Annotated in this window: 1 protein-coding gene (only partly in view); it reads left to right on the top strand. The window is 59.9% G+C overall.

What is annotated here, in order from left to right; all coding sequences use genetic code 11:
* Nucleotides 1-25788, top strand: partial view of a hypothetical protein gene (locus tag VP504_RS17515; RefSeq protein ID WP_325892292.1) — the 3' portion only. It extends 24930 nt beyond the left edge of the window; only the last 25788 of its 50718 coding nucleotides appear in the window; the start codon falls outside the window, past its left edge; its stop codon occupies nt 25786-25788.

Genomic DNA, 25788 nt, shown 5'->3' with positions numbered 1-25788 from the left:
GGCCCTGTGACCCAGGCCATGCTGGATAACGGCCTTGATTTGAGCATTGACCCACCGGCCACCGGCACCACGCTGGAAGTGACCGCCACCATTACTGACCCGGCGGGCAACAGCGCACAAGGCAGCGACTCCGCCACCCTGGATTACGGCGTGGGCAGCGGCGCACCGAGTGCACCGACTGTGGTCATTGATGAAGATGCCAACAATGATGGCCTGATTAATGACGCGGAGCTTGATGGCGACATCAACATCACCGTCACGCTGGGCGCAGGGACCGCTGTCGGCGATACCCTGATTGTCACCGACCAGGATGGCAATGAGCTGTTTAACGGCACCGTGACTCAGGCCATGCTGGACAATGGCGTGCCGGTCACCATGACCGCCCCGGCCACCGGCACCACCATCACAGTGACCGCCACCGTGACCGACCCGGCGGGCAACACCGCCAATGGCAGTGACAGTGCGACCCTGGATTACGGCGACAGCGCCCCAACCGCGCCGACTGTGGTGATTACCGAAGATGCCAACAATGACGGCTACATCAATGATGCCGAGCTTAATGGCCAGATAGATATTAGCGTCACCCTGGGCAGCGGCACCGAAGTGGGTGACACCATCGAAGTGACCGACCAGGACGGTAACGTCATCTTCTCCGGCACGGTCACTCAGGACATGCTGGATAATGGTCTGTCAGTCTCTATGCCAGCCCCTGCCACCGGTACGACAGTGACTGTCACAGCCACCGTTACCGACCCGGCCGGCAACACCGCCAATGGCAATGACTCCGCCACCCTGGATTACGGGGTGGGCGGCGGCGCCCCTGCGGCCCCAGTCCTGACCATCACTGAAGATGCCGATAACGACGGCTACATCAATGATGATGAGCTCGATGGCGACATCAACTACACCATCGCCCTGGGCGCAGGCACCGCGGTGGGTGACACCCTCACGGTCACCGACCAGGATGGCAATGAGGTGTACACCGCCACCATCACCCAGGACATGCTGGACAATGGGCTGAGCCTGTCTATCCCGGCCCCGGCGGATGGCACCGCCATCACCCTGACGGCCACGGTCACCGATCCGGCAGGCAACACCGCCAGCGGCAGTGACAATGCACTGCTCAATAGCGGTCCGGCGGCGCCAACGGTGGACATCACCGAAGATGCCGACGACGATGGCTACATCAATGACGCCGAACTCAACGGCCAGGTGAACATCACCGTGACCCTGGGCAACGGCACGGAAGTGGGTGACACCATCGTGGTCACCGATAACGCGGGCAACACCCTGTTCTCCGGCCCGGTCACCCAGGACATGCTGGACAATGGCCTTGACCTGAGCATCGATCCGCCTGCCACCGGCACTGCGCTGGACATCACCGCCACCGTGACTGACGCCGCGGGCAACACCGCCGAAGGCACTGACTCCGCTACCCTGGATTACGGGGTGGGCAGCGGCGCCCCGGCGGCGCCGACCGTCGAGATCACCGAAGATGCCGACAACGACGGCTACATCAACAACACTGAGCTCAGCGGCGACATCAATATCACCGTCACCCTGGGCGCGGGTACCGCTGTGGGCGATACCCTGATTGTCACCGACCAGGATGGCAATGAGCTGTTTAACGGCACCGTGACCCAGGCCATGCTGGATAACGGCGTGCCGGTCACCATGACCGCGCCAGCCACCGGTACCGCCATCAGCGTCACCGCCACGGTCACTGACCCGGCGGGTAACAGCGCCAATGGCAGTGACAGCGCCGTACTGGATTACGGCGTCGGCACCGGCGCGCCTGCAGCGCCGACTGTCACCATCACCGAAGACACCAATAACGACGGCACCATCAATGATGCCGAGCTGGACGGTCAGGTGAACATCACGGTGGCGCTGGGCGCGGGTACCGCGCTGGGCGACACCATCGTAGTCACCGATCAGGATGGCAACACCCTGTTCAGCGGCCCGGTTACTCAGGACATGCTGGATAACGGTCTGGATCTGGCCATTGATGCGCCGGCGTCCGGCACCACGCTGAACGTGACGGCCACCGTCACCGACCCTGCCGGCAACAGTGCCCAGGGCAGCGACTCGGCCCTGCTGGATTACAGCGGTAACCCACCGTCGCCATCAGCGCCAACCGTGGTGATCACCGAAGATGCCAACAATGATGGCTACATCAATGATGGCGAGCTGTCCGGTCAAATCGACATTACCGTGACCCTGGGCAGCGGCACCGACGTGGGTGACACCCTTGAAGTGACCGATCAGGATGGCAACGTCATCTTCTCCGGCACCGTGACGCAGGCCATGCTGGATAATGGTCTGGATCTGAGCATAGATCCGCCTGCCACCGGCACCAATCTGGTGGTCACGGCCACCGTCACCACGCCATCGGGCAACACTGCCGAGGGCTCAGACAATGCCACGCTGGATTACGGCGTGGGCAGCGGTGCCCCGGCGGCACCGACGGTGGTGATCACCGAAGATGCCAACAATGATGGCTACATCAATGATGCTGAGCTCAATGGGCAGATAGACATTACCGTGACCCTGGGCGCGGGCACCGCCGTGGGCGACACGCTTGTGGTGACCGACCAGGATGGCACCGTCATCTTCTCCGGCCCGGTCACGCAGGACATGCTGGATAACGGACTTGATCTGACGATGGACCCACCGGCCACCGGCACTGATTTAGTGGTCACCGCCACCGTCACCGACCCGGCAGGCAACACGGCTTCCGGCTCAGACAACGCCACGCTGGATTACGGCGTGGGCAGCGGCGCACCGGCCTCCCCGACCGTGACCATTACCGAAGATGCCAACAACGACGGCTACATCAATGATGCCGAGCTCAGTGGTCAGGTGGACATCACCGTGACCCTGGGCGCCGGCACCGCCGTGGGCGACACCATTGAAGTGACCGACCAGGATGGCAACGTCATCTTCTCCGGCACCGTGACGCAGGACATGCTGGATAACGGCCTGCAGTTGGCTGTGGATGCGCCGGCGACCGGCGAGACACTGGCGATTACGGCCACCGTGACCGACCCTGCCGGCAACAGCGCCGAAGGCAGCGACCAGGCGGTCATGGATTACGGCGTGGGCACGGGCGCACCGGCCTCGCCCACCGTGGAGATTACCGAAGATGCCAATAACGATGGCTACATCAATGATGGCGAGCTCAATGGCCAGATAGACATTAGCGTCACCCTGGGCGCAGGGACCGCCGTGGGCGATACCCTCACGGTGACCGACCAGGATGGCACTGTGCTGTTCTCCGGTCCGGTGACTCAGGACATGCTGGACAATGGCCTGAGCCTGACCCTGGATGCACCGGCAGCGGGCACGACGCTGACCGTCACCGCTAACGTGACCGACCCGGCGGGCAACACTGCCAATGGCAGTGACAGCGCGATACTGGATTACGGCAGCACCGCCCCGGGCACGCCAACCGTGACCATTACCGAAGATGCCAACAACGACGGCACCATCAATGATGCCGAGCTGGTGGGCCAGGTGAACATCACCGTGGCCCTGACCGGCGGCACGGCGGTGGGTGACACGCTTGTGGTGACCGACCAGGATGGCACGGTCATCTTCTCCGGTCCGGTGACCCAGGACATGCTGGACAATGGCCTTGATTTGGCGATTGATGCACCGGCCAGTGGTACCAATCTGGTGGTCACCGCCACCGTCACCGATGCGGCGGGCAACACCGCGAGTGGCAGTGACAGTGCGATACTGGATACCAGTGGTGGCAACCCGAATCTGGGTGCCCCGACCCTGACCATTGATGAAGATGCCAACAACGACGGCTACATCAATGATGATGAGCTGGATGGCGACATCAACTACAGCGTGACGCTGGGCGCCGGCACAGAGGTGGGTGACTCCCTGGTCATCACTGACCAGGCGGGTAACGAGGTGTTTAACGGCACCGTGACCCAGGACATGCTGGACAATGGCCTGTCGCTGACGCTGACGCCGCCAGCCACCGGCACCGGCCTGACCCTGACGGCCACCGTGACCGACACCAGTGGCAACACTGCGACCGGCAGTGACTCCGCTACCCTGGATTACGGCACAGGCACCGGCGCACCGGCTGCACCGACGGTCGAGATTACCGAAGATGCCAACAATGATGGTTACATCAACGATGGCGAGCTCAGCGGCGAGGTGAATATCACCGTCACGCTGGGCGCTGGCACCGCCGTGGGTGACACTATCGTGGTCACCGATAACGCGGGCAACACCCTGTATGACGGCCCTGTGACCCAGGACATGCTGGACAATGGCCTTGACCTGTCTGTGGCCGCCCCGGCGACCGGCACCACCCTGGAAATTACCGCCACCATTACCGACCCTGCGGGTAACACCGCTGAAGGCTCTGACTCGGCCACCCTGGATTACGGCACAGGCACCGGCGCACCGGCCGCCCCGACCGTGGTGATTAGCGAAGATGCCAACAACGACGGCTACATCAACGACACTGAGCTGGATGGTGACATCAACATCACCGTCACCCTGGGCGCCGGCACCGCTGTCGGTGATACCCTGATTGTCACCGACCAGGATGGCAATGAGCTGTTTAACGGCACCGTGACTCAAAGCATGCTGGATAACGGCCTGGGCCTGACGGTCACCCCACCGGCGACCGGCACCACCCTGACCGTGACGGCCACCGTGACCGACCCGGCGGGCAACACCGCCAACGGCAGTGATGCGGCCACCCTGGATTACGGCACCGGCACCGGCGCCCCGGCGGCGCCGACGGTCGAGATTACCGAAGATGCCAACGATGATGGTTACATCAACGATGGCGAGCTGGACGGTCAGGTGGACATCACCATCACCCTGGGCGCTGGTACCGCGGTGGGCGACACCATTGTGGTCACCGACCAGGATGGCAACACCCTGTTTGAAGGCCCTGTGACCCAGGCCATGCTGGATAACGGCCTTGATTTGAGCATTGACCCACCGGCCACCGGCACCACGCTGGAAGTGACCGCCACCATTACCGACCCGGCGGGCAACAGCGCACAAGGCAGCGACTCCGCCACCCTGGATTACGGCGTGGGCAGCGGCGCACCGAGTGCACCGACTGTGGTCATTGATGAAGATGCCAACAATGATGGCCTGATTAATGATGCGGAGCTTGATGGCGACATCAACATCACCGTCACGCTGGGCGCAGGGACTGCTGTCGGCGATACCCTGATTGTCACCGACCAGGATGGCAATGAGCTGTTTAACGGCACCGTGACTCAGGCCATGCTGGACAATGGCGTGCCGGTCACCATGACCGCCCCGGCCACCGGCACCACCATCACAGTCACCGCCACCGTGACTGACCCGGCGGGCAACACTGCCACTAGCAGTGACAGTGCCACTCTGGATTATGGCAGCAGTGCGCCTACCGCACCGACCGTGGTCATTACCGAAGATGCCGACAACGACGGCTACATCAACGAAGCAGAGCTCAATAACGATATAGACATTAGCGTCACCCTGGGCAGCGGCACCGAAGTGGGTGACACCATCGAAGTGACCGACCAGGACGGTAACGTCATCTTCTCCGGCACGGTCACGCAGGACATGCTGGATAATGGCCTGTCAGTCTCTATGCCCGCCCCGGCCACCGGCACCACTATCACAGTGACCGCCACGGTGACTGACCCGGCGGGCAACAGCGCCAATGGCAATGACTCCGCTACCCTGGATTACGGGGTGGGCATCGGCGCCCCTGAAGCGCCGGTACTGACCATCATTGAGGATGCCGATAATGACGGCTACATCAATGATGATGAGCTCGATGGCGACATCAACTACACCATCGCCCTGGGCGCAGGCACCGCGGTGGGTGACACCCTCACGGTCACCGACCAGGATGGCAATGAGGTGTACACCGCCACCATCACCCAGGACATGCTGGACAATGGGCTGAGCCTGTCTATCCCGGCACCGGCGGATGGCACCGCCATCACCCTGACGGCCACGGTCACCGATCCGGCGGGCAACACTGCCAGCGGCGCTGACAGTGCCGTGCTCGATAGCGGTCCAGCCGCGCCAACGGTCACCATTACCGAAGATGCCAACAACGATGGCTACATCAATGACGCCGAACTCAACGGTCAGGTGAACATCACCGTGACCCTGGGCAACGGCACGGAAGTGGGTGACACCATCGTGGTCACCGATAACGCGGGCAACACCCTGTTCTCCGGCCCGGTCACCCAGGACATGCTGGATAACGGCCTTGACCTGAGCATCGATCCGCCTGCCACCGGCACTGCGCTGGACATCACCGCCACGGTCACCGACAGCGCCGGCAACAGCGCTGAAGGCACTGACTCCGCCACCCTGGATTATGGCTCAGGCACCGGCGCCCCGGCGGCGCCGACTGTGGTGATTGATGAAGATGCCAACAACGACGGCTACATCAACAACACTGAGCTCAGCGGCGACATCAATATCACCGTCACCCTGGGTGCGGGTACCGCCGTGGGCGATACCCTGATTGTCACTGACCAGGATGGCAATGAACTCTTTAACGGCACCGTGACCCAGGCCATGCTGGATAACGGCGTGCCGGTCACCATGACCGCGCCAGCCACCGGTACCGCCATCAGCGTCACCGCCACGGTCACTGACCCGGCCGGTAACAGCGCCAATGGCAGTGACAGCGCCGTACTGGATTACGGCGTCGGCACCGGTGCCCCTGCGGCACCGACCGTCACCATCACCGAAGACACCGATAACGACGGCACCATCAATGATGCTGAGCTCAATGGTCAGGTGAACATCACGGTGGCACTGGGCGCAGGTACGGCTGTGGGCGACACCCTTGTGGTCACCGACCAGGATGGCAACCCCCTGTTCTCCGGCCCGGTCACCCAGGACATGCTGGATAACGGTCTGGACCTGGCCATTGATGCGCCGGCGTCCGGCACCACGCTGGACGTGACGGCCACCGTCACCGACCCGGCCGGCAACAGTGCCCAGGGCAGCGACTCGGCCCTGCTGGATTACAGCGGTAACCCACCGTCGCCATCAGCGCCAACCGTGGTGATCACCGAAGATGCCAACAATGATGGCTACATCAATGATGGCGAGCTGTCCGGTCAAATCGACATTACCGTGACCCTGGGCAGCGGCACCGACGTGGGCGACACCCTTGAAGTGACCGATCAGGATGGCAACGTCATCTTCTCCGGCACCGTGACGCAGGCCATGCTGGATAATGGTCTGGATCTGAGCATCGATCCGCCTGCCACCGGCACCAATCTGGTGGTCACGGCCACCGTCACCACGCCATCGGGCAACACTGCCGAGGGCTCAGACAATGCCACGCTGGATTACGGCTCAGGCAGCGGCGCACCAAGTGCGCCGACAGTGGTGATTACCGAAGATGCCAACAACGATGGCTACATTAATGATGCCGAGCTCAATGGGCAGATAGACATTACCGTCACCCTGGGCGCGGGTACCGCCGTGGGCGACACCCTTGTGGTGACCGACCAGGATGGCAACACCCTGTTCAGCGGCCCGGTCACCCAGGCCATGCTGGATAACGGCCTGTCACTGGCCGTGGATGCGCCGGCGACCGGCGAGACGCTGGCGGTTACCGCCACCGTGACTGATCCGGCGGGCAACAGCGCCCAGGGCAGCGACAGCGCAGTACTGGATTACGGCAGCACGGCACCGGCCTCCCCGACCGTGACCATTACCGAAGATACCGACAACGACGGCTACATCAATGATGCCGAGCTCAGTGGTCAGGTGGACATCACCGTGACCCTGGGGGCAGGCACTGCCGTGGGCGACACCATTGAAGTGACCGACCAGGATGGCAACGTCATCTTCTCCGGCACCGTGACCCAGGACATGCTGGATAACGGCCTGCAGTTGGCCGTGGATGCGCCGGCGACCGGCGAGACACTGGCGATTACGGCCACCGTGACCGACCCTGCCGGCAACAGCGCCGAAGGCAGCGACCAGGCGGTCATGGATTACGGCGTGGGCACGGGCGCACCGGCCTCGCCCACCGTGGAGATTACCGAAGATGCCAATAACGATGGCTACATCAATGATGGCGAGCTCAATGGCCAGATAGACATTAGCGTCACCCTGGGCGCGGGGACCGCCGTGGGCGATACCCTTGTGGTCACCGACCAGGATGGCACTGTGCTGTTCTCCGGTCCGGTGACTCAGGACATGCTGGACAATGGCCTGAGCCTGACGCTGGATGCACCGGCAGCGGGCACGACCCTCACGGTGAATGCTAACGTGACCGACCCGGCGGGCAACACCGCCAATGGCTCAGACAGCGCGATACTGGATTACGGCAGCACCGCCCCGGGTACGCCAACCGTGACCATTACCGAAGATGCCAACAACGACGGCACCATCAATGATGCTGAGCTGGTGGGCCAGGTGAACATCACCGTGGCCCTGACCGGCGGCACGGCGGTGGGTGACACGCTTGTGGTGACCGACCAGGATGGCACCGTCATCTTCTCCGGTCCGGTGACCCAGGACATGCTGGACAATGGCCTTGATTTGGCGATTGATGCACCGGCCAGTGGCACCAACCTGGTGGTCACCGCTACTGTCACCGATGCGGCGGGCAACACCGCGAGTGGCAGTGACAGTGCGATACTGGATACCAGTGGCGGCAACCCAAATCTGGGGGCACCGACCCTGACCATTGATGAAGATGCCAACAACGACGGCTACATCAATGACGACGAGCTGGATGGCGACATCAACTACAGCGTGACGCTGGGCGCCGGCACAGAGGTGGGTGACTCCCTGGTCATCACTGACCAGGCGGGTAACGAGGTGTTTAACGGCACCGTGACCCAGGACATGCTGGACAATGGCCTGTCGCTGACGCTGACGCCGCCAGCGACCGGTACCGGCCTGACCCTGACGGCCACCGTGACCGACACCAGTGGCAACACTGCGACCGGCAGTGACTCCGCTACCCTGGATTACGGCACAGGCACCGGCGCACCGGCTGCACCGACGGTCGAGATTACCGAAGATGCCAACAATGATGGTTACATCAACGATGGCGAGCTCAGCGGCGAGGTGGATATCACCGTCACGCTGGGCGCTGGCACCGCCGTGGGTGACACTATCGTGGTCACCGATAACGCGGGCAACACCCTGTATGACGGCCCTGTGACCCAGGACATGCTGGACAATGGCCTTGACCTGTCTGTGGCCGCCCCGGCGACCGGCACCACCCTGGAAATTACCGCCACCATTACCGACCCTGCGGGTAACACCGCTGAAGGCTCTGACTCGGCCACCCTGGATTACGGCACAGGCACCGGCGCACCGGCCGCCCCGACCGTGGTGATTAGCGAAGATGCCAACAACGACGGCTACATCAACGACACTGAGCTGGATGGTGACATCAACATCACCGTCACCCTGGGCGCCGGCACCGCTGTCGGTGATACCCTGATTGTCACCGACCAGGATGGCAATGAGCTGTTTAACGGCACCGTGACTCAAAGCATGCTGGATAACGGCCTGGGCCTGACGGTCACCCCACCGGCGACCGGCACCACCCTGACCGTGACGGCCACCGTGACCGACCCGGCGGGCAACACCGCCAACGGCAGTGATGCGGCCACCCTGGATTACGGCACCGGCACCGGCGCCCCGGCGGCGCCGACGGTCGAGATTACCGAAGATGCCAACGATGATGGTTACATCAACGATGGCGAGCTGGACGGTCAGGTGGACATCACCATCACCCTGGGCGCTGGTACCGCGGTGGGCGACACCATTGTGGTCACCGACCAGGATGGCAACACCCTGTTTGAAGGCCCTGTGACCCAGGCCATGCTGGATAACGGCCTTGATTTGAGCATTGACCCACCGGCCACCGGCACCACGCTGGAAGTGACCGCCACCATTACTGACCCGGCGGGCAACAGCGCACAAGGCAGCGACTCCGCCACCCTGGATTACGGCGTGGGCAGCGGCGCACCGAGTGCACCGACTGTGGTCATTGATGAAGATGCCAACAATGATGGCCTGATTAATGACGCGGAGCTTGATGGCGACATCAACATCACCGTCACGCTGGGCGCAGGGACCGCTGTCGGCGATACCCTGATTGTCACCGACCAGGATGGTAATGAGCTGTTTAACGGCACCGTGACTCAGGCCATGCTGGACAATGGCGTGCCGGTCACCATGACCGCCCCGGCCACCGGCACCACCATCACAGTGACCGCCACCGTGACCGACCCGGCGGGCAACACCGCCAATGGCAGTGACAGTGCGACCCTGGATTACGGCGACAGCGCCCCAACCGCGCCGACTGTGGTGATTACCGAAGATGCCAACAATGACGGCTACATCAATGATGCCGAGCTTAATGGCCAGATAGACATTAGCGTCACCCTGGGCAGCGGCACCGAAGTGGGTGACACCATCGAAGTGACCGACCAGGACGGTAACGTCATCTTCTCCGGCACGGTCACTCAGGACATGCTGGATAATGGTCTGCAGCTGGCCGTGGATGCACCGGCTACGGGCACCACGCTGGAAGTGACGGCGACCATTACTGACCCTGCTGGCAACAGCGCCGAAGGCTCAGACTCCGCCACCCTGGATTACGGTGCGGGCGGCGGCGCCCCTGCGGCCCCAGTCCTGACCATCACTGAAGATGCCGATAACGACGGCTACATCAATGATGATGAGCTCGATGGCGACATCAACTACACCATCGCTCTGGGCGACGGCACCGCGGTGGGTGACACCCTCACGGTCACCGATCAGGATGGCAATGAGGTGTACAGCGCCACCATCACCCAGGACATGCTGGACAATGGGCTGAGCCTGTCTATCCCGGCCCCGGCGGATGGCACCGCCATCACCCTGACCGCCACAGTCACCGATCCGGCAGGCAACACCGCCAGCGGTACAGACAGTGCGGTACTGAGCAGCGGCCCGGCCGCGCCAACGGTCACCATTACCGAAGATGCCAACAACGATGGCTACATCAATGACGCTGAGCTGAATGGTCAGGTGAACATCACCGTCACCCTGGCCACCGGCACGGAAGTGGGTGACACCATTGAAGTGACCGACCAGGATGGCAACGTCATCTTCTCCGGCCCGGTCACTCAGGACATGCTGGATAATGGCCTCGACCTGAGCATCGATCCGCCTGCCACCGGCACCACACTGGACATTACCGCCACGGTCACCGACAGCGCCGGCAACAGCGCCGAAGGCACTGACTCCGCCACCCTGGATTACGGGGTGGGCAGCGGCGCCCCGGCGGCACCGACTGTGGTGATTGATGAAGATGCCAACAACGACGGCTATATCAACAACACTGAGCTCAGCGGCGACATCAATATCACCGTCACCCTGGGCGCGGGTACCGCTGTCGGCGATATCCTGATTGTCACCGACCAGGATGGCAATGAGCTGTTTAACGGCACCGTGACCCAGGCCATGCTGGATAACGGCGTGCCGGTCACCATGACCGCGCCGGCCACCGGCACCGCCATCAGCGTCACCGCCACGGTCACTGACCCGGCCGGCAACAGCGCCAATGGCGCCGACAGCGCCGTACTGGATTACGGCGTCGGCACCGGCGCCCCTGCAGCGCCGACTGTCACCATCACCGAAGACACCAATAACGACGGCACCATCAATGATGCCGAGCTGGACGGTCAGGTGAACATCACGGTGGCGCTGGGCGCGGGTACCGCGCTGGGCGACACCATTGTGGTCACCGATCAGGATGGCAACACCCTGTTCAGCGGCCCGGTTACTCAGGACATGCTGGATAACGGTCTGGATCTGGCCATTGATGCGCCGGCATCCGGCACCACACTGAACGTGACGGCCACCGTCACCGACCCGGCCGGCAACAGTGCCCAGGGCAGCGACTCTGCCCTGCTGGATTACAGCGGTAACCCACCGTCGCCATCGGCGCCAACCGTGGTGATCACCGAAGATGCCAACAATGATGGCTACATCAATGATGGCGAGCTGTCCGGTCAAATCGACATTACCGTGACTCTGGGCAGCGGCACTGACGTGGGTGACACCCTTGAAGTGACCGACCAGGATGGCAACGTCATCTTCGCCGGCACCGTGACGCAGGCCATGCTGGATAATGGCCTGGATCTCAGCATAGATCCGCCTGCCACCGGCACCAATCTGGTGGTCACGGCCACCGTCACCACGCCATCGGGCAACACTGCCGAGGGCTCAGACAATGCCACGCTGGATTACGGCGTCGGCAGCGGTGCCCCGGCGGCACCGACGGTGGTGATCACCGAAGATGCCAACAATGATGGCTACATCAATGATGCTGAGCTCAATGGGCAGATAGACATTACCGTGACCCTGGGCGCGGGCACCGCTGTGGGCGACACGCTTGTGGTGACCGACCAGGATGGCAACACCCTGTTCAGCGGCCCGGTCACCCAGGCCATGCTGGACAATGGTCTTGACCTGACGATGGACCCACCGGCCACCGGCACTGATTTAGTGGTCACCGCCACCGTCACCGACCCGGCAGGCAACACGGCTTCCGGCTCAGACAACGCCACGCTGGATTACGGCGTGGGCAGCGGCGCACCGGCCTCCCCGACGGTCACCATTACCGAAGATGCCAACAACGACGGCTACATCAATGATGCCGAGCTCAGTGGTCAGGTGGACATCACCGTGACCCTGGGGGCCGGCACTGCCGTGGGCGACACCATTGAAGTGACCGACCAGGATGGCAACGTCATCTTCTCCGGCACCGTGACCCAGGACATGCTGGATAACGGCCTGCAGTTGGCCGTGGATGCGCCGGCGACCGGCGAGACACTGGCGATTACGGCCACCGTGACCGACCCTGCCGGCAACAGCGCCGAAGGCAGCGACCAGGCGGTCATGGATTACGGCGTGGGCACGGGCGCACCGGCCTCGCCCACCGTGGAGATTACCGAAGATGCCAATAACGATGGCTACATCAATGATGGCGAGCTCAATGGCCAGATAGACATTAGCGTCACGCTGGGCGCAGGGACCGCCGTGGGCGATACCCTTGTGGTCACCGACCAGGATGGCACTGTGCTGTTCTCCGGTCCGGTGACACAGGACATGCTGGACAATGGCCTGAGCCTGACGCTGGATGCACCGGCAACGGGCACGACGCTGACCGTCACCGCTAACGTGACCGACCCGGCGGGCAACACCGCCAATGGCAGTGACAGCGCGATACTGGATTACGGCAGCACCGCCCCGGGCACGCCAACCGTGACCATTACCGAAGATGCCAACAACGACGGCACCATCAATGATGCTGAGCTGGTGGGCCAGGTGAACATCACCGTGGCCCTGACCGGCGGCACGGCGGTGGGTGACACGCTTGTGGTGACCGACCAGGATGGCACCGTCATCTTCTCCGGTCCGGTGACCCAGGACATGCTGGACAATGGCCTTGATTTGGCGATTGATGCACCGGCCAGTGGCACCAATCTGGTGGTCACCGCCACCGTCACCGATGCGGCGGGCAACACCGCGAGTGGCAGTGACAGTGCGATACTGGATACCAGTGGCGGCAACCCAAATCTGGGGGCACCGACCCTGACCATTGATGAAGATGCCAACAATGATGGCTACATCAATGACGACGAGCTGGATGGCGACATCAACTACAGCGTGACGCTGGGCGCCGGCACAGAGGTGGGTGACTCCCTGGTCATCACTGACCAGGCGGGTAACGAGGTGTTTAACGGCACCGTGACCCAGGACATGCTGGACAATGGCCTGTCGCTGACGCTGACGCCGCCAGCGACCGGTACCGGCCTGACCCTGACGGCCACCGTGACCGACACCAGTGGCAACACTGCGACCGGCAGTGACTCCGCTACCCTGGATTACGGCACAGGCACCGGCGCACCGGCTGCACCGACGGTCGAGATTACCGAAGATGCCAACGATGATGGTTACATCAACGATGGCGAGCTCAGTGGTGAGGTGGATATCACCGTCACGCTGGGCGCTGGCACCGCCGTGGGTGACACCATTGTGGTCACCGACCAGGATGGCAACACCCTGTTCTCCGGCCCGGTCACCCAGGACATGCTGGACAATGGCCTTGACCTGTCTGTGGCCGCCCCGGCGACCGGCACCACCCTGGAAATTACCGCCACCATTACCGACCCGGCGGGTAACACCGCTGAAGGCTCTGACTCGGCCACCCTGGATTACGGCACAGGCACCGGCGCACCGGCCGCCCCGACCGTGGTGATTAGCGAAGATGCCAACAACGACGGCTACATCAACGACACTGAGCTGGATGGTGACATCAACATCACCGTCACCCTGGGCGCCGGCACCGCTGTCGGTGATACCCTGATTGTCACCGACCAGGATGGCAATGAGCTGTTTAACGGCACCGTGACTCAAAGCATGCTGGATAACGGCCTGGGCCTGACGGTCACCCCACCGGCGACCGGCACCACCCTGACCGTGACGGCCACCGTGACCGACCCGGCGGGCAACACCGCCAACGGCAGTGATGCGGCCACCCTGGATTACGGCACCGGCACCGGCGCCCCGGCGGCGCCGACGGTCGAGATTACCGAAGATGCCAACGATGATGATTACATCAACGATGGCGAGCTGGACGGTCAGGTGGACATCACCATCACCCTGGGCGCTGGTACCGCGGTGGGCGACACCATTGTGGTCACCGACCAGGATGGCAACACCCTGTTTGAAGGCCCTGTGACCCAGGCCATGCTGGATAACGGCCTTGATTTGAGCATTGACCCACCGGCCACCGGCACCACGCTGGAAGTGACCGCCACCATTACTGACCCGGCGGGCAACAGCGCACAAGGCAGCGACTCCGCCACCCTGGATTACGGCGTGGGCAGCGGCGCACCGAGTGCACCGACTGTGGTCATTGATGAAGATGCCAACAATGATGGCCTGATTAATGATGCGGAGCTTGATGGCGACATCAACATCACCGTCACGCTGGGCGCAGGGACTGCTGTCGGCGATACCCTGATTGTCACCGACCAGGATGGCAATGAGCTGTTTAACGGCACCGTGACTCAGGCCATGCTGGACAATGGCGTGCCGGTCACCATGACCGCCCCGGCCACCGGCACCACCATCACAGTCACCGCCACCGTGACTGACCCGGCGGGCAACACTGCCACTAGCAGTGACAGTGCGACCCTGGATTATGGCAGCAGTGCGCCTACCGCACCGACCGTGGTCATTACCGAAGATGCCGACAACGACGGCTACATCAACGAAGCAGAGCTCAATAACGATATAGACATTAGCGTCACCCTGGGCAGCGGCACCGAAGTGGGTGACACCATCGAAGTGACCGACCAGGACGGTAACGTCATCTTCTCCGGCACGGTCACGCAGGACATGCTGGATAATGGCCTGTCAGTCTCTATGCCCGCCCCGGCCACCGGCACCACTATCACAGTGACCGCCACGGTGACTGACCCGGCGGGCAACAGCGCCAATGGCAATGACTCCGCTACCCTGGATTACGGGGTGGGCATCGGCGCCCCTGAAGCGCCGGTACTGACCATCATTGAGGATGCCGATAATGACGGCTACATCAATGATGATGAGCTCGATGGCGACATCAACTACACCATCGCCCTGGGCGCAGGCACCGCGGTGGGTGACACCCTCACGGTCACCGACCAGGATGGCAATGAGGTGTACACCGCCACCATCACCCAGGACATGCTGGACAATGGGCTGAGCCTGTCTATCCCGGCCCCGGCGGATGGCACCGCCATCACCCTGACGGCCACGGTCACCGATCCGGCGGGCAACACTGCCAGCGGCAGTGACAATGCACTGCTCAATAGCGGTCCGGCGGCGCCAACGGTGGACATCACCGAAGATGCCGACGACGATGGCTACATCAATGACGCCGAACTCAACGGCCAGGTGAACATCACCGTGACCCTGGGCAACGGCACGGAAGTGGGTGACACCATTGAAGTGACCGACCAGGATGGCAACGTCATCTTCTCCGGCCCGGTCACTCAGGACATGCTGGATAATGGCCTCGACCTGAGCATCGATCCGCCTGCCACCGGCACCACACTGGACATTACCGCCACGGTCACCGACAGCGCCGGCAACAGCGCCGAAGGCACTGACTCCGCCACCCTGGATTACGGGGTGGGCAGCGGCGCCCCGGCGGCACCGACTGTGGTGATTGATGAAGATGCCAACAACGACGGCTATATCAACAACACTGAGCTCAGCGGCGACATCAATATCACCGTCACCCTGGGCGCGGGTACCGCTGTGGGCGATACCCTGATTGTCACCGACCAGGATGGCAATGAGCTGTTTAACGGCACCGTGACCCAGGCCATGCTGGATAACGGCGTGCCGGTCACCATGACCGCGCCAGCCACCGGTACCGCCATCAGCGTCACCGCCACGGTCACTGACCCGGCGGGTAACAGCGCCAATGGCAGTGACAGCGCCGTACTGGATTACGGCGTCGGCACCGGCGCGCCTGCAGCGCCGACTGTCACCATCACCGAAGACACCAATAACGACGGCACCATCAATGATGCCGAGCTGGACGGTCAGGTGAACATCACGGTGGCGCTGGGCGCGGGTACCGCGCTGGGCGACACCATCGTAGTCACCGATCAGGATGGCAACACCCTGTTCAGCGGCCCGGTTACTCAGGACATGCTGGATAACGGTCTGGATCTGGCCATTGATGCGCCGGCGTCCGGCACCACGCTGAACGTGACGGCCACCGTCACCGACCCTGCCGGCAACAGTGCCCAGGGCAGCGACTCGGCCCTGCTGGATTACAGCGGTAACCCACCGTCGCCATCAGCGCCAACCGTGGTGATCACCGAAGATGCCAACAATGATGGCTACATCAATGATGGCGAGCTGTCCGGTCAAATCGACATTACCGTGACCCTGGGCAGCGGCACCGACGTGGGTGACACCCTTGAAGTGACCGATCAGGATGGCAACGTCATCTTCTCCGGCACCGTGACGCAGGCCATGCTGGATAATGGTCTGGATCTGAGCATCGATCCGCCTGCCACCGGCACCAATCTGGTGGTCACGGCCACCGTCACCACGCCATCGGGCAACACTGCCGAGGGCTCAGACAATGCCACGCTGGATTACGGCGTGGGCAGCGGTGCCCCGGCGGCACCGACGGTGGTGATCACCGAAGATGCCAACAATGATGGCTACATCAATGATGCTGAGCTCAATGGGCAGATAGACATTACCGTGACCCTGGGCGCGGGCACCGCCGTGGGCGACACGCTTGTGGTGACCGACCAGGATGGCACCGTCATCTTCTCCGACCCGGTCACGCAGGACATGCTGGATAACGGACTTGATCTGACGATTGACCCACCGGCCACCGGCACTGATTTAGTGGTCACCGCCACCGTCACCGACCCGGCAGGCAACACGGCTTCCGGCTCAGACAACGCCACGCTGGATTACGGCGTGGGCAGCGGCGCACCGGCCTCCCCGACCGTGAGCATTACCGAAGATGCCAACAACGACGGCTACATCAATGATGCCGAGCTCAGTGGTCAGGTGGACATCACCGTGACCCTGGGCGCCGGCACCGCCGTGGGCGACACCATTGAAGTGACCGACCAGGATGGCAACGTCATCTTCTCCGGCACCGTGACGCAGGACATGCTGGATAACGGCCTGCAGTTGGCTGTGGATGCGCCGGCGACCGGCGAGACACTGGCGATTACGGCCACCGTGACCGACCCTGCCGGCAACAGCGCCGAAGGCAGCGACCAGGCGGTCATGGATTACGGCGTGGGCACGGGCGCACCGGCCTCACCCACCGTGGTGATTACCGAAGATGCCAATAACGATGGCTACATCAATGATGGCGAGCTCAATGGGCAGATAGACATTAGCGTCACGCTGGGCGCAGGGACCGCCGTGGGCGATACCCTTGTGGTCACCGACCAGAATGGCACTGTGCTGTTCTCCGGTCCGGTGACACAGGACATGCTGGACAATGGCCTGAGCCTGACGCTGGATGCACCGGCAGCGGGCACGACCCTCACGGTGAATGCTAACGTGACCGACCCGGCGGGCAACACTGCCAATGGCAGTGACAGCGCGATACTGGATTACGGCAGCACCGCCCCGGGCACGCCAACCGTGACCATTACCGAAGATGCCAACAACGACGGCACCATCAATGATGCCGAGCTGGTGGGCCAGGTGAACATCACCGTGGCCCTGACCGGCGGCACGGCGGTGGGTGACACGCTTGTGGTGACCGACCAGGATGGCACGGTCATCTTCTCCGGTCCGGTGACCCAGGACATGCTGGACAATGGCCTTGATTTGGCGATTGATGCACCGGCCAGTGGCACCAATCTGGTGGTCACCGCCACCGTCACCGATGCGGCGGGCAACACCGCGAGTGGCAGTGACAGTGCGATACTGGATACCAGTGGCGGCAACCCAAATCTGGGGGCACCGACCCTGACCATTGATGAAGATGCCAACAATGATGGCTACATCAATGACGACGAGCTGGATGGCGACATCAACTACAGCGTGACGCTGGGCGCCGGCACAGAGGTGGGTGACTCCCTGGTCATCACTGACCAGGCGGGTAACGAGGTGTTTAACGGCACCGTGACCCAGGACATGCTGGACAATGGCCTGTCGCTGACGCTGACGCCGCCAGCGACCGGTACCGGCCTGACCCTGACGGCCACCGTGACCGACACCAGTGGCAACACTGCGACCGGCAGTGACTCCGCTACCCTGGATTACGGCACAGGCACCGGCGCACCGGCTGCACCGACGGTCGAGATTACCGAAGATGCCAACGATGATGGTTACATCAACGATGGCGAGCTCAGTGGCGAGGTGGATATCACCGTCACGCTGGGCGCTGGCACCGCCGTGGGTGACACCATTGTGGTCACCGACCAGGATGGCAACACCCTGTTCTCCGGCCCGGTCACCCAGGACATGCTGGACAATGGCCTTGACCTGTCTGTGGCCGCCCCGGCGACCGGCACCACCCTGGAAATTACCGCCACCATTACCGACCCTGCGGGTAACACCGCTGAAGGCTCTGACTCGGCCACCCTGGATTACGGCACAGGCACCGGCGCACCGGCCGCCCCGACCGTGGTGATTAGCGAAGATGCCAACAACGACGGCTACATCAACGACACTGAGCTGGATGGTGACATCAACATCACCGTCACCCTGGGCGCCGGCACCGCTGTCGGTGATACCCTGATTGTCACCGACCAGGATGGCAATGAGCTGTTTAACGGCACCGTGACTCAAAGCATGCTGGATAACGGCCTGGGCCTGACGGTCACCCCACCGGCGACCGGCACCACCCTGACCGTGACGGCCACCGTGACCGACCCGGCGGGCAACACCGCCAACGGCAGTGATGCGGCCACCCTGGATTACGGCACCGGCACCGGCGCCCCGTCGGCGCCGACGGTCGAGATTACCGAAGATGCCAACGATGATGGTTACATCAACGATGGCGAGCTGGACGGTCAGGTGGACATCACCATCACCCTGGGCGCTGGTACCGCGGTGGGCGACACCATTGTGGTCACCGACCAGGATGGCAACACCCTGTTTGAAGGCCCTGTGACCCAGGAGATGCTGGATAACGGCCTTGATTTGAGCATTGACCCACCGGCCACCGGCACCACGCTGGAAGTGACCGCCACCATTACTGACCCGGCGGGCAACAGCGCACAAGGCAGCGACTCCGCCACCCTGGATTACGGCGTGGGCAGCGGCGCACCGGCCGCCCCGACCGTCGAGATCACCGAGGATGCCGACAATAATGGCCTGATCAATGATGCGGAGCTTGATGGCGACATCAACATCACCGTCACCCTGGGCGCAGGCACGGCGGTGGGCGATACCCTGATTGTCACCGATCAGGATGGCAATGAACTCTTTAACGGCACCGTGACCCAGGCCATGCTGGACAACGGCGTGCCGGTCACCATGACCGCCCCGGCCACCGGCACCACCATTACGGTCACCGCCACCGTGACCGACCCGGCGGGCAACACCGCTTCAGGTCTGGACACAGCTATCCTTGATACCATCGCCAACACCGGTGCACCGACGGTGACCATCGTCGATGACAACAACCCTGACGATGGCGTCATCAACGCGTCTGAGCTCGGCAGTGACAATGTGCAGCTTCAAGTTGACGTTGACCACGATGAGCTGGTAGCCGGTGGTCAAATCAACCTGACCATCAACAATGGCACCACCACCTCCCAGGTCGTCCTGTCACTCGACAACAACGGTAACCCTGTGGTGGTTGACGGCAACGGTAATGCCGTATCCGGCTTTAGCTACAACAATGGCACCATTACCTGGACCGAAGTGGTTGCCGAAGGCAATACCATTACGGTATCGGCGACCCAGACCGACAGTGACGGTAACGTCTCTACGGCTGGCAGTGATACGGCGGAAATCGATACCACCGCCAACACCGGTGCACCGACGGTGACCATCGTCGATGACAACAACCCTGACGATGGCGTCATCAACGCGTCTGAGCTCGGCAGTGACAATGTGCAGCTTCAAGTCGACGTTGACCACGATGAGCTGGTAGCCGGTGGTCAAATCAACCTGACCATCAACAATGGCACCACCACCTCCCAGATCGTCCTGTCACTCGACAACAACGGTAACCCTGTGGTGGTTGACGGCAACGGTAATGCCGTATCCGGCTTTAGCTACAACAATGGCACCATTACCTGGACCGAAGTGGTTGCCGAAGGCAATACCATTACGGTATCGGCGACCCAGACCGACAGTGACGGTAACGTCTCTACGGCTGGCAGTGATACGGCGGAAATCGATACCACCGCCAACACCGGTGCACCGACGGTGACCATCGTCGATGACAACAACCCAGACGATGGCGTCATCAACGCGTCTGAGCTCGGCAGTGACAATGTGCAGCTTCAAGTTGACGTTGACCACGATGAGCTGGTAGCCGGTGGTCAAATCAACCTGACCATCAACAATGGCACCACCACCTCCCAGGTCGTCCTGTCACTCGACAACAACGGTAACCCTGTGGTGGTTGACGGCAACGGTAATGCCGTATCCGGCTTTAGCTACAACAATGGCACCATTACCTGGACCGAAGTGGTTGCCGAAGGCAATACCATTACGGTATCGGCGACCCAGACCGACAGTGACGGTAACGTCTCTACGGCTGGCAGTGATACGGCGGAAATCGATACCACCGCCAACACCGGTGCACCGACGGTGACCATCGTCGATGACAACAACCCAGACGATGGCGTCATCAACGCGTCTGAGCTCGGCAGTGACAATGTGCAGCTTCAAGTCGACGTTGACCACGATGAGCTGGTAGCCGGTGGTCAAATCAACCTGACCATCAACAATGGCACCACCACCTCCCAGATCGTCCTGTCACTCGACAACAACGGTAACCCTGTGGTGGTTGACGGCAACGGTAATGCCGTATCCGGCTTTAGCTACAACAATGGCACCATTACCTGGACCGAAGTGGTTGCCGAAGGCAATACCATTACGGTATCGGCGACCCAGACCGACAGTGACGGTAACGTCTCTACGGCTGGCAGTGATACGGCGGAAATCGATACCACCGCCAACACCGGTGCACCGACGGTGACCATTGTCGATGACAACAACCCAGACGATGGCGTCATCAACGCGTCTGAGCTCGGCAGTGACAATGTGCAGCTTCAAGTCGACGTTGACCACGATGAGCTGGTAGCCGGTGGTCAAATCAACCTGACCATCAACAATGGCACCACCACCTCCCAGATCGTCCTGTCACTCGACAACAACGGTAACCCTGTGGTGGTTGACGGCAACGGTAATGCCGTATCCGGCTTTAGCTACAACAATGGCACCATTACCTGGACCGAAGTGGTTGCCGAAGGCAATACCATTACGGTATCGGCGACCCAGACCGACAGTGACGGTAACGTCTCTACGGCTGGCAGTGATACGGCGGAAATCGATACCACCGCCAACACCGGTGCACCGACGGTGACCATCGTCGATGACAACAACCCAGACGATGGCGTCATCAACGCGTCTGAGCTCGGCAGTGACAATGTGCAGCTTCAAGTCGACGTTGACCACGATGAGCTGGTAGCCGGTGGTCAAATCAACCTGACCATCAACAACGATGGCACACTGTCTAACGTCACGCTCACCTGGAATGGCACTCAGCTAGTTTCAGATGACAGTAGCCGTACTTACAGCTATGCCGCCGGCGACGGTATCATTACGTGGACAGAGGCGGTGGCTAAAGGCGATACCATCACAGTTTCTGCTACACAAACCGACCGTGACGGTAATGTATCGACAGGGGGAAGTGATACTGCTCAGCTGAGTAACACCGTTAATGATGTGAAAACTTCCCCAGAAGACAACACACTTAATGGTAATTTACTTACTAATGACACGGGCAGTACCGGCATTACCAGCTTTGTCGTTGATGGTGATTCAACTACCTACACTGCTGGCCAAACAGCAACCTTGTCTGGTATTGGTACCATTTTGATTAACGCTAGCGGTACGTACACCTTTACACCAGTTGCCAACTGGAATGGTGAAGTACCTGATATCACCTATACCACTAACATCGGAGATACCGCCGTACTGGATATAACGGTATCTCCAGTTAATGACGAATTCACCGATAACAATGAAAGCGTCAATGTCACTGAGGACAGCACTACTGGTATCTCTGGTAATGTGATTGACGGTACCAGTGTCGATGGTCCATTAACGGTACAAAGCTTCAGTGTCGCTGGTGAGTCAGGACCTTTTGTAGTGGGCACGGCGTATGCCATATCGGGTGTAGGTACAATTACGTTGGCAGCTAACGGTGCATATACATTTGTTCCAGCTACTAACTATTTCGGTGCGGTACCAGCAATTAACTATGTACTCACCGATGGTGATAGCACTGATAGCTCAACCCTGAACATTACGGTTGATGCTAGAGATGATGGCGTTGCGATAACCACCCCTGCAGAGATAACGGTCAACGAGAGTACGCTACCAGGGGGGACACAAGGCGGTACAACACCTGTGACGCAGTCAGGGCAATTTACAGTAACGTCACCTGATGGTTTAGATCGTATCGTGTTCAACGACGGAACAAACAGCACAACGGTCACGCTCGCTGCGCTAGAGGCTGCAACCCCTGAAAACCCAGTAGTGATTAATGGTCAATACGGCACCATCGAAATTACTGACTATCAAGGGACTGATTTTAATACAGGGGTAGTGAGCTTTGACTATGTTCTGTCATCAGCACAAAACCATTCATCAACAGATACGCTGGTCGATAATTTCTCTATTACCGCGTATGACGTCGATGGCGATAGCAACAATACTAGCCTGAAAGTGAATGTTGTTGATGATGATGTCACAACTATCGTCAATACCAATGGCGTTAATGTATTGGTGGATGGCTTTGAGGCTTCTGGGATTGTTGGGGAATGGAATTCTGTGGTCGGAGGTAACCCGCTGAGGCGTTATGACGGTAGTGACAATGATACCGGCCTCGATCAAATGCGCTGGGGTAAAGACAGTAACGCAACTTCATCAGGCTATGGTTTTGTCGACAATGACGCCAACCTCAACGGGGTATTGGAGCTGAACCAGGATATCAATCTGGGTGTGTTTACTCACTATAACAACCCTGTTCCTTCAGGTTCGGCCATTTCAGCAGCAACCTTAACCGTGACCTTCACGATTACCGACTCTTATGGTGTAGTCACTCCTATCACAATCGATATCGACTTTGACCACAATGAAACGCCGAATACCTCAGACCCAGAAGTATCGCGTGACATTATTCAGATTGGTCAGCCTGAAGTCACGTTCGAATATGAAGGCGATTTCTACACTATTAAGGTCCTCGGTTTTATTGATGAACAAGGTGATCTAGTCGATACAGTTAGAACCTATGAACAACAGTCCAATAGTTACCAGTTAATTGCCCGTATTGTCGAAGGTAATGGCTATGCGTTACCAGATAAGGAGGGTAATGTCCTGGATAACGATTCTGGTGCTGATGGACTCACTGTGGTCGGTGTTGGTGTAGGTACAAATACAGGAACCGATCTCTCTACCGGTGTGGGTACAAAGATTCAGGGCACATATGGTTTCCTTGTATTGCAATCTGATGGTAGCTATCGCTACGAACTTGAGTCCAGCGCTGACAGCATTCCGAAGGACGCTACAGAGAACTTTATCTACACTGTTAGAGATGGCGACGGAGATACTTCAACCAACCAGTTGATAATTGGTGTCACACCAGAAGACTTTAACGGTATTCCAGTCGGAACAGACGTTACTGTTGAGACGAATGATGGCGATGATACGGTTATTGTAGCCGGCGGAGAAAATGCGACTAATCCGGATCAAGTTCAAGTCTTCGTTGATGACAACTTTGAAGGAAAAGTTCTTAACGCAAGTGGTAACGAACAAACGATAACCACTTCGCCGGGAACTACAGAAACAGGCTTCAATAACGGGAGTAATGCGCAAGTCATCAGCACAGGCCAAGGCAAGGACTACGTTGAAGCCGGTAGTGGCAATGACCAAGTTTACGCAGGAGCCACCGGGAACTCACAAACTGGTAATACGGACGATGATATTGAACTCACCGCAAATGAGATCAATAGCTTAAATATTATGACCGGAAACCTTGGTTCAATAACCAACAATAATGGTCAGCTCAACTCTTCCGATATTACTGGTGTCGAAGCTGACATTGTCAATGCGGGAAGTGGTAACGATCAGGTCTTTGGCCAATCCGGTTCTGACATACTTTACGGGCATAGTGGTGACGATACTCTTGATGGTGGCAGACATAACGATGGCATCAGAGGGGGTACAGGTGACGATACTATTATTGGGGGACTAGGAAACGATGTCTTGCGGGGTGATTCGGGTAACGACACGTTTGTCTGGCAGAAAAATGAGTTTGGTACGGACCGCATATTAGACTTCAACCCTAAATTCGACACCTTGGATCTTGGGGATCTCCTGATCAATGAGTCTCAAAACCCGCTAGGAAATTACCTCAAATTCGAGCTGAACAACGGTTCAACGGTAATCTCTATTGATGCAGATCTTAGTGGAACCTATGAACAGTCTATCATTCTGGAAGGGGTTGATTTGTTCGATATTTATGGCTCTACGAAAGAAGACATTATCAATGGAATGTTTGATGCTGGAGCCATAGTCACGGACGCCGGCGCTGGCCAGCCTGATATCGAATACAAGAGTATCAGTGGTTTAGACAGTGACGAATTAGCATGGAGTACAGACGACTTGGGTGATATCCCGACTTCCGACACTGTTTCAGATTTCGCGGTTGGTCAAACGCACTTGAATCTCTCGGATCTTGTCACAGATGAAAACGATATCTTGTTGTCTGCTGATGACGTAGATATTTTCGAGCAAGATGGCTCTGTAGTGCTGAGAGTTGACACCACTGGTGACAACACTTGGAATCAAGAAATCATTCTTGAAGGCGTGTCATTACAAGATATCGTTGATGAGAATGGAGTGATTAAAAATAGCGTATTTGAAGATGACAACGTTAAAGCCTTGTTCCAGCAAGCTTCGGAGACCGATGTCGTAGAGAATTCAACAACACTTCTTGACGATCCAAACGTTGATCCATAA

Origin of the sequence: Grimontia sp. NTOU-MAR1 (assembly GCF_035758505.1) — a bacterium.
GTDB lineage: Bacteria > Pseudomonadota > Gammaproteobacteria > Enterobacterales > Vibrionaceae > Enterovibrio > Enterovibrio marinus.
The sequence above is the reverse complement of the archived record's forward strand: the minus strand, read 5'-3'. Positions and strand labels throughout refer to the sequence as shown.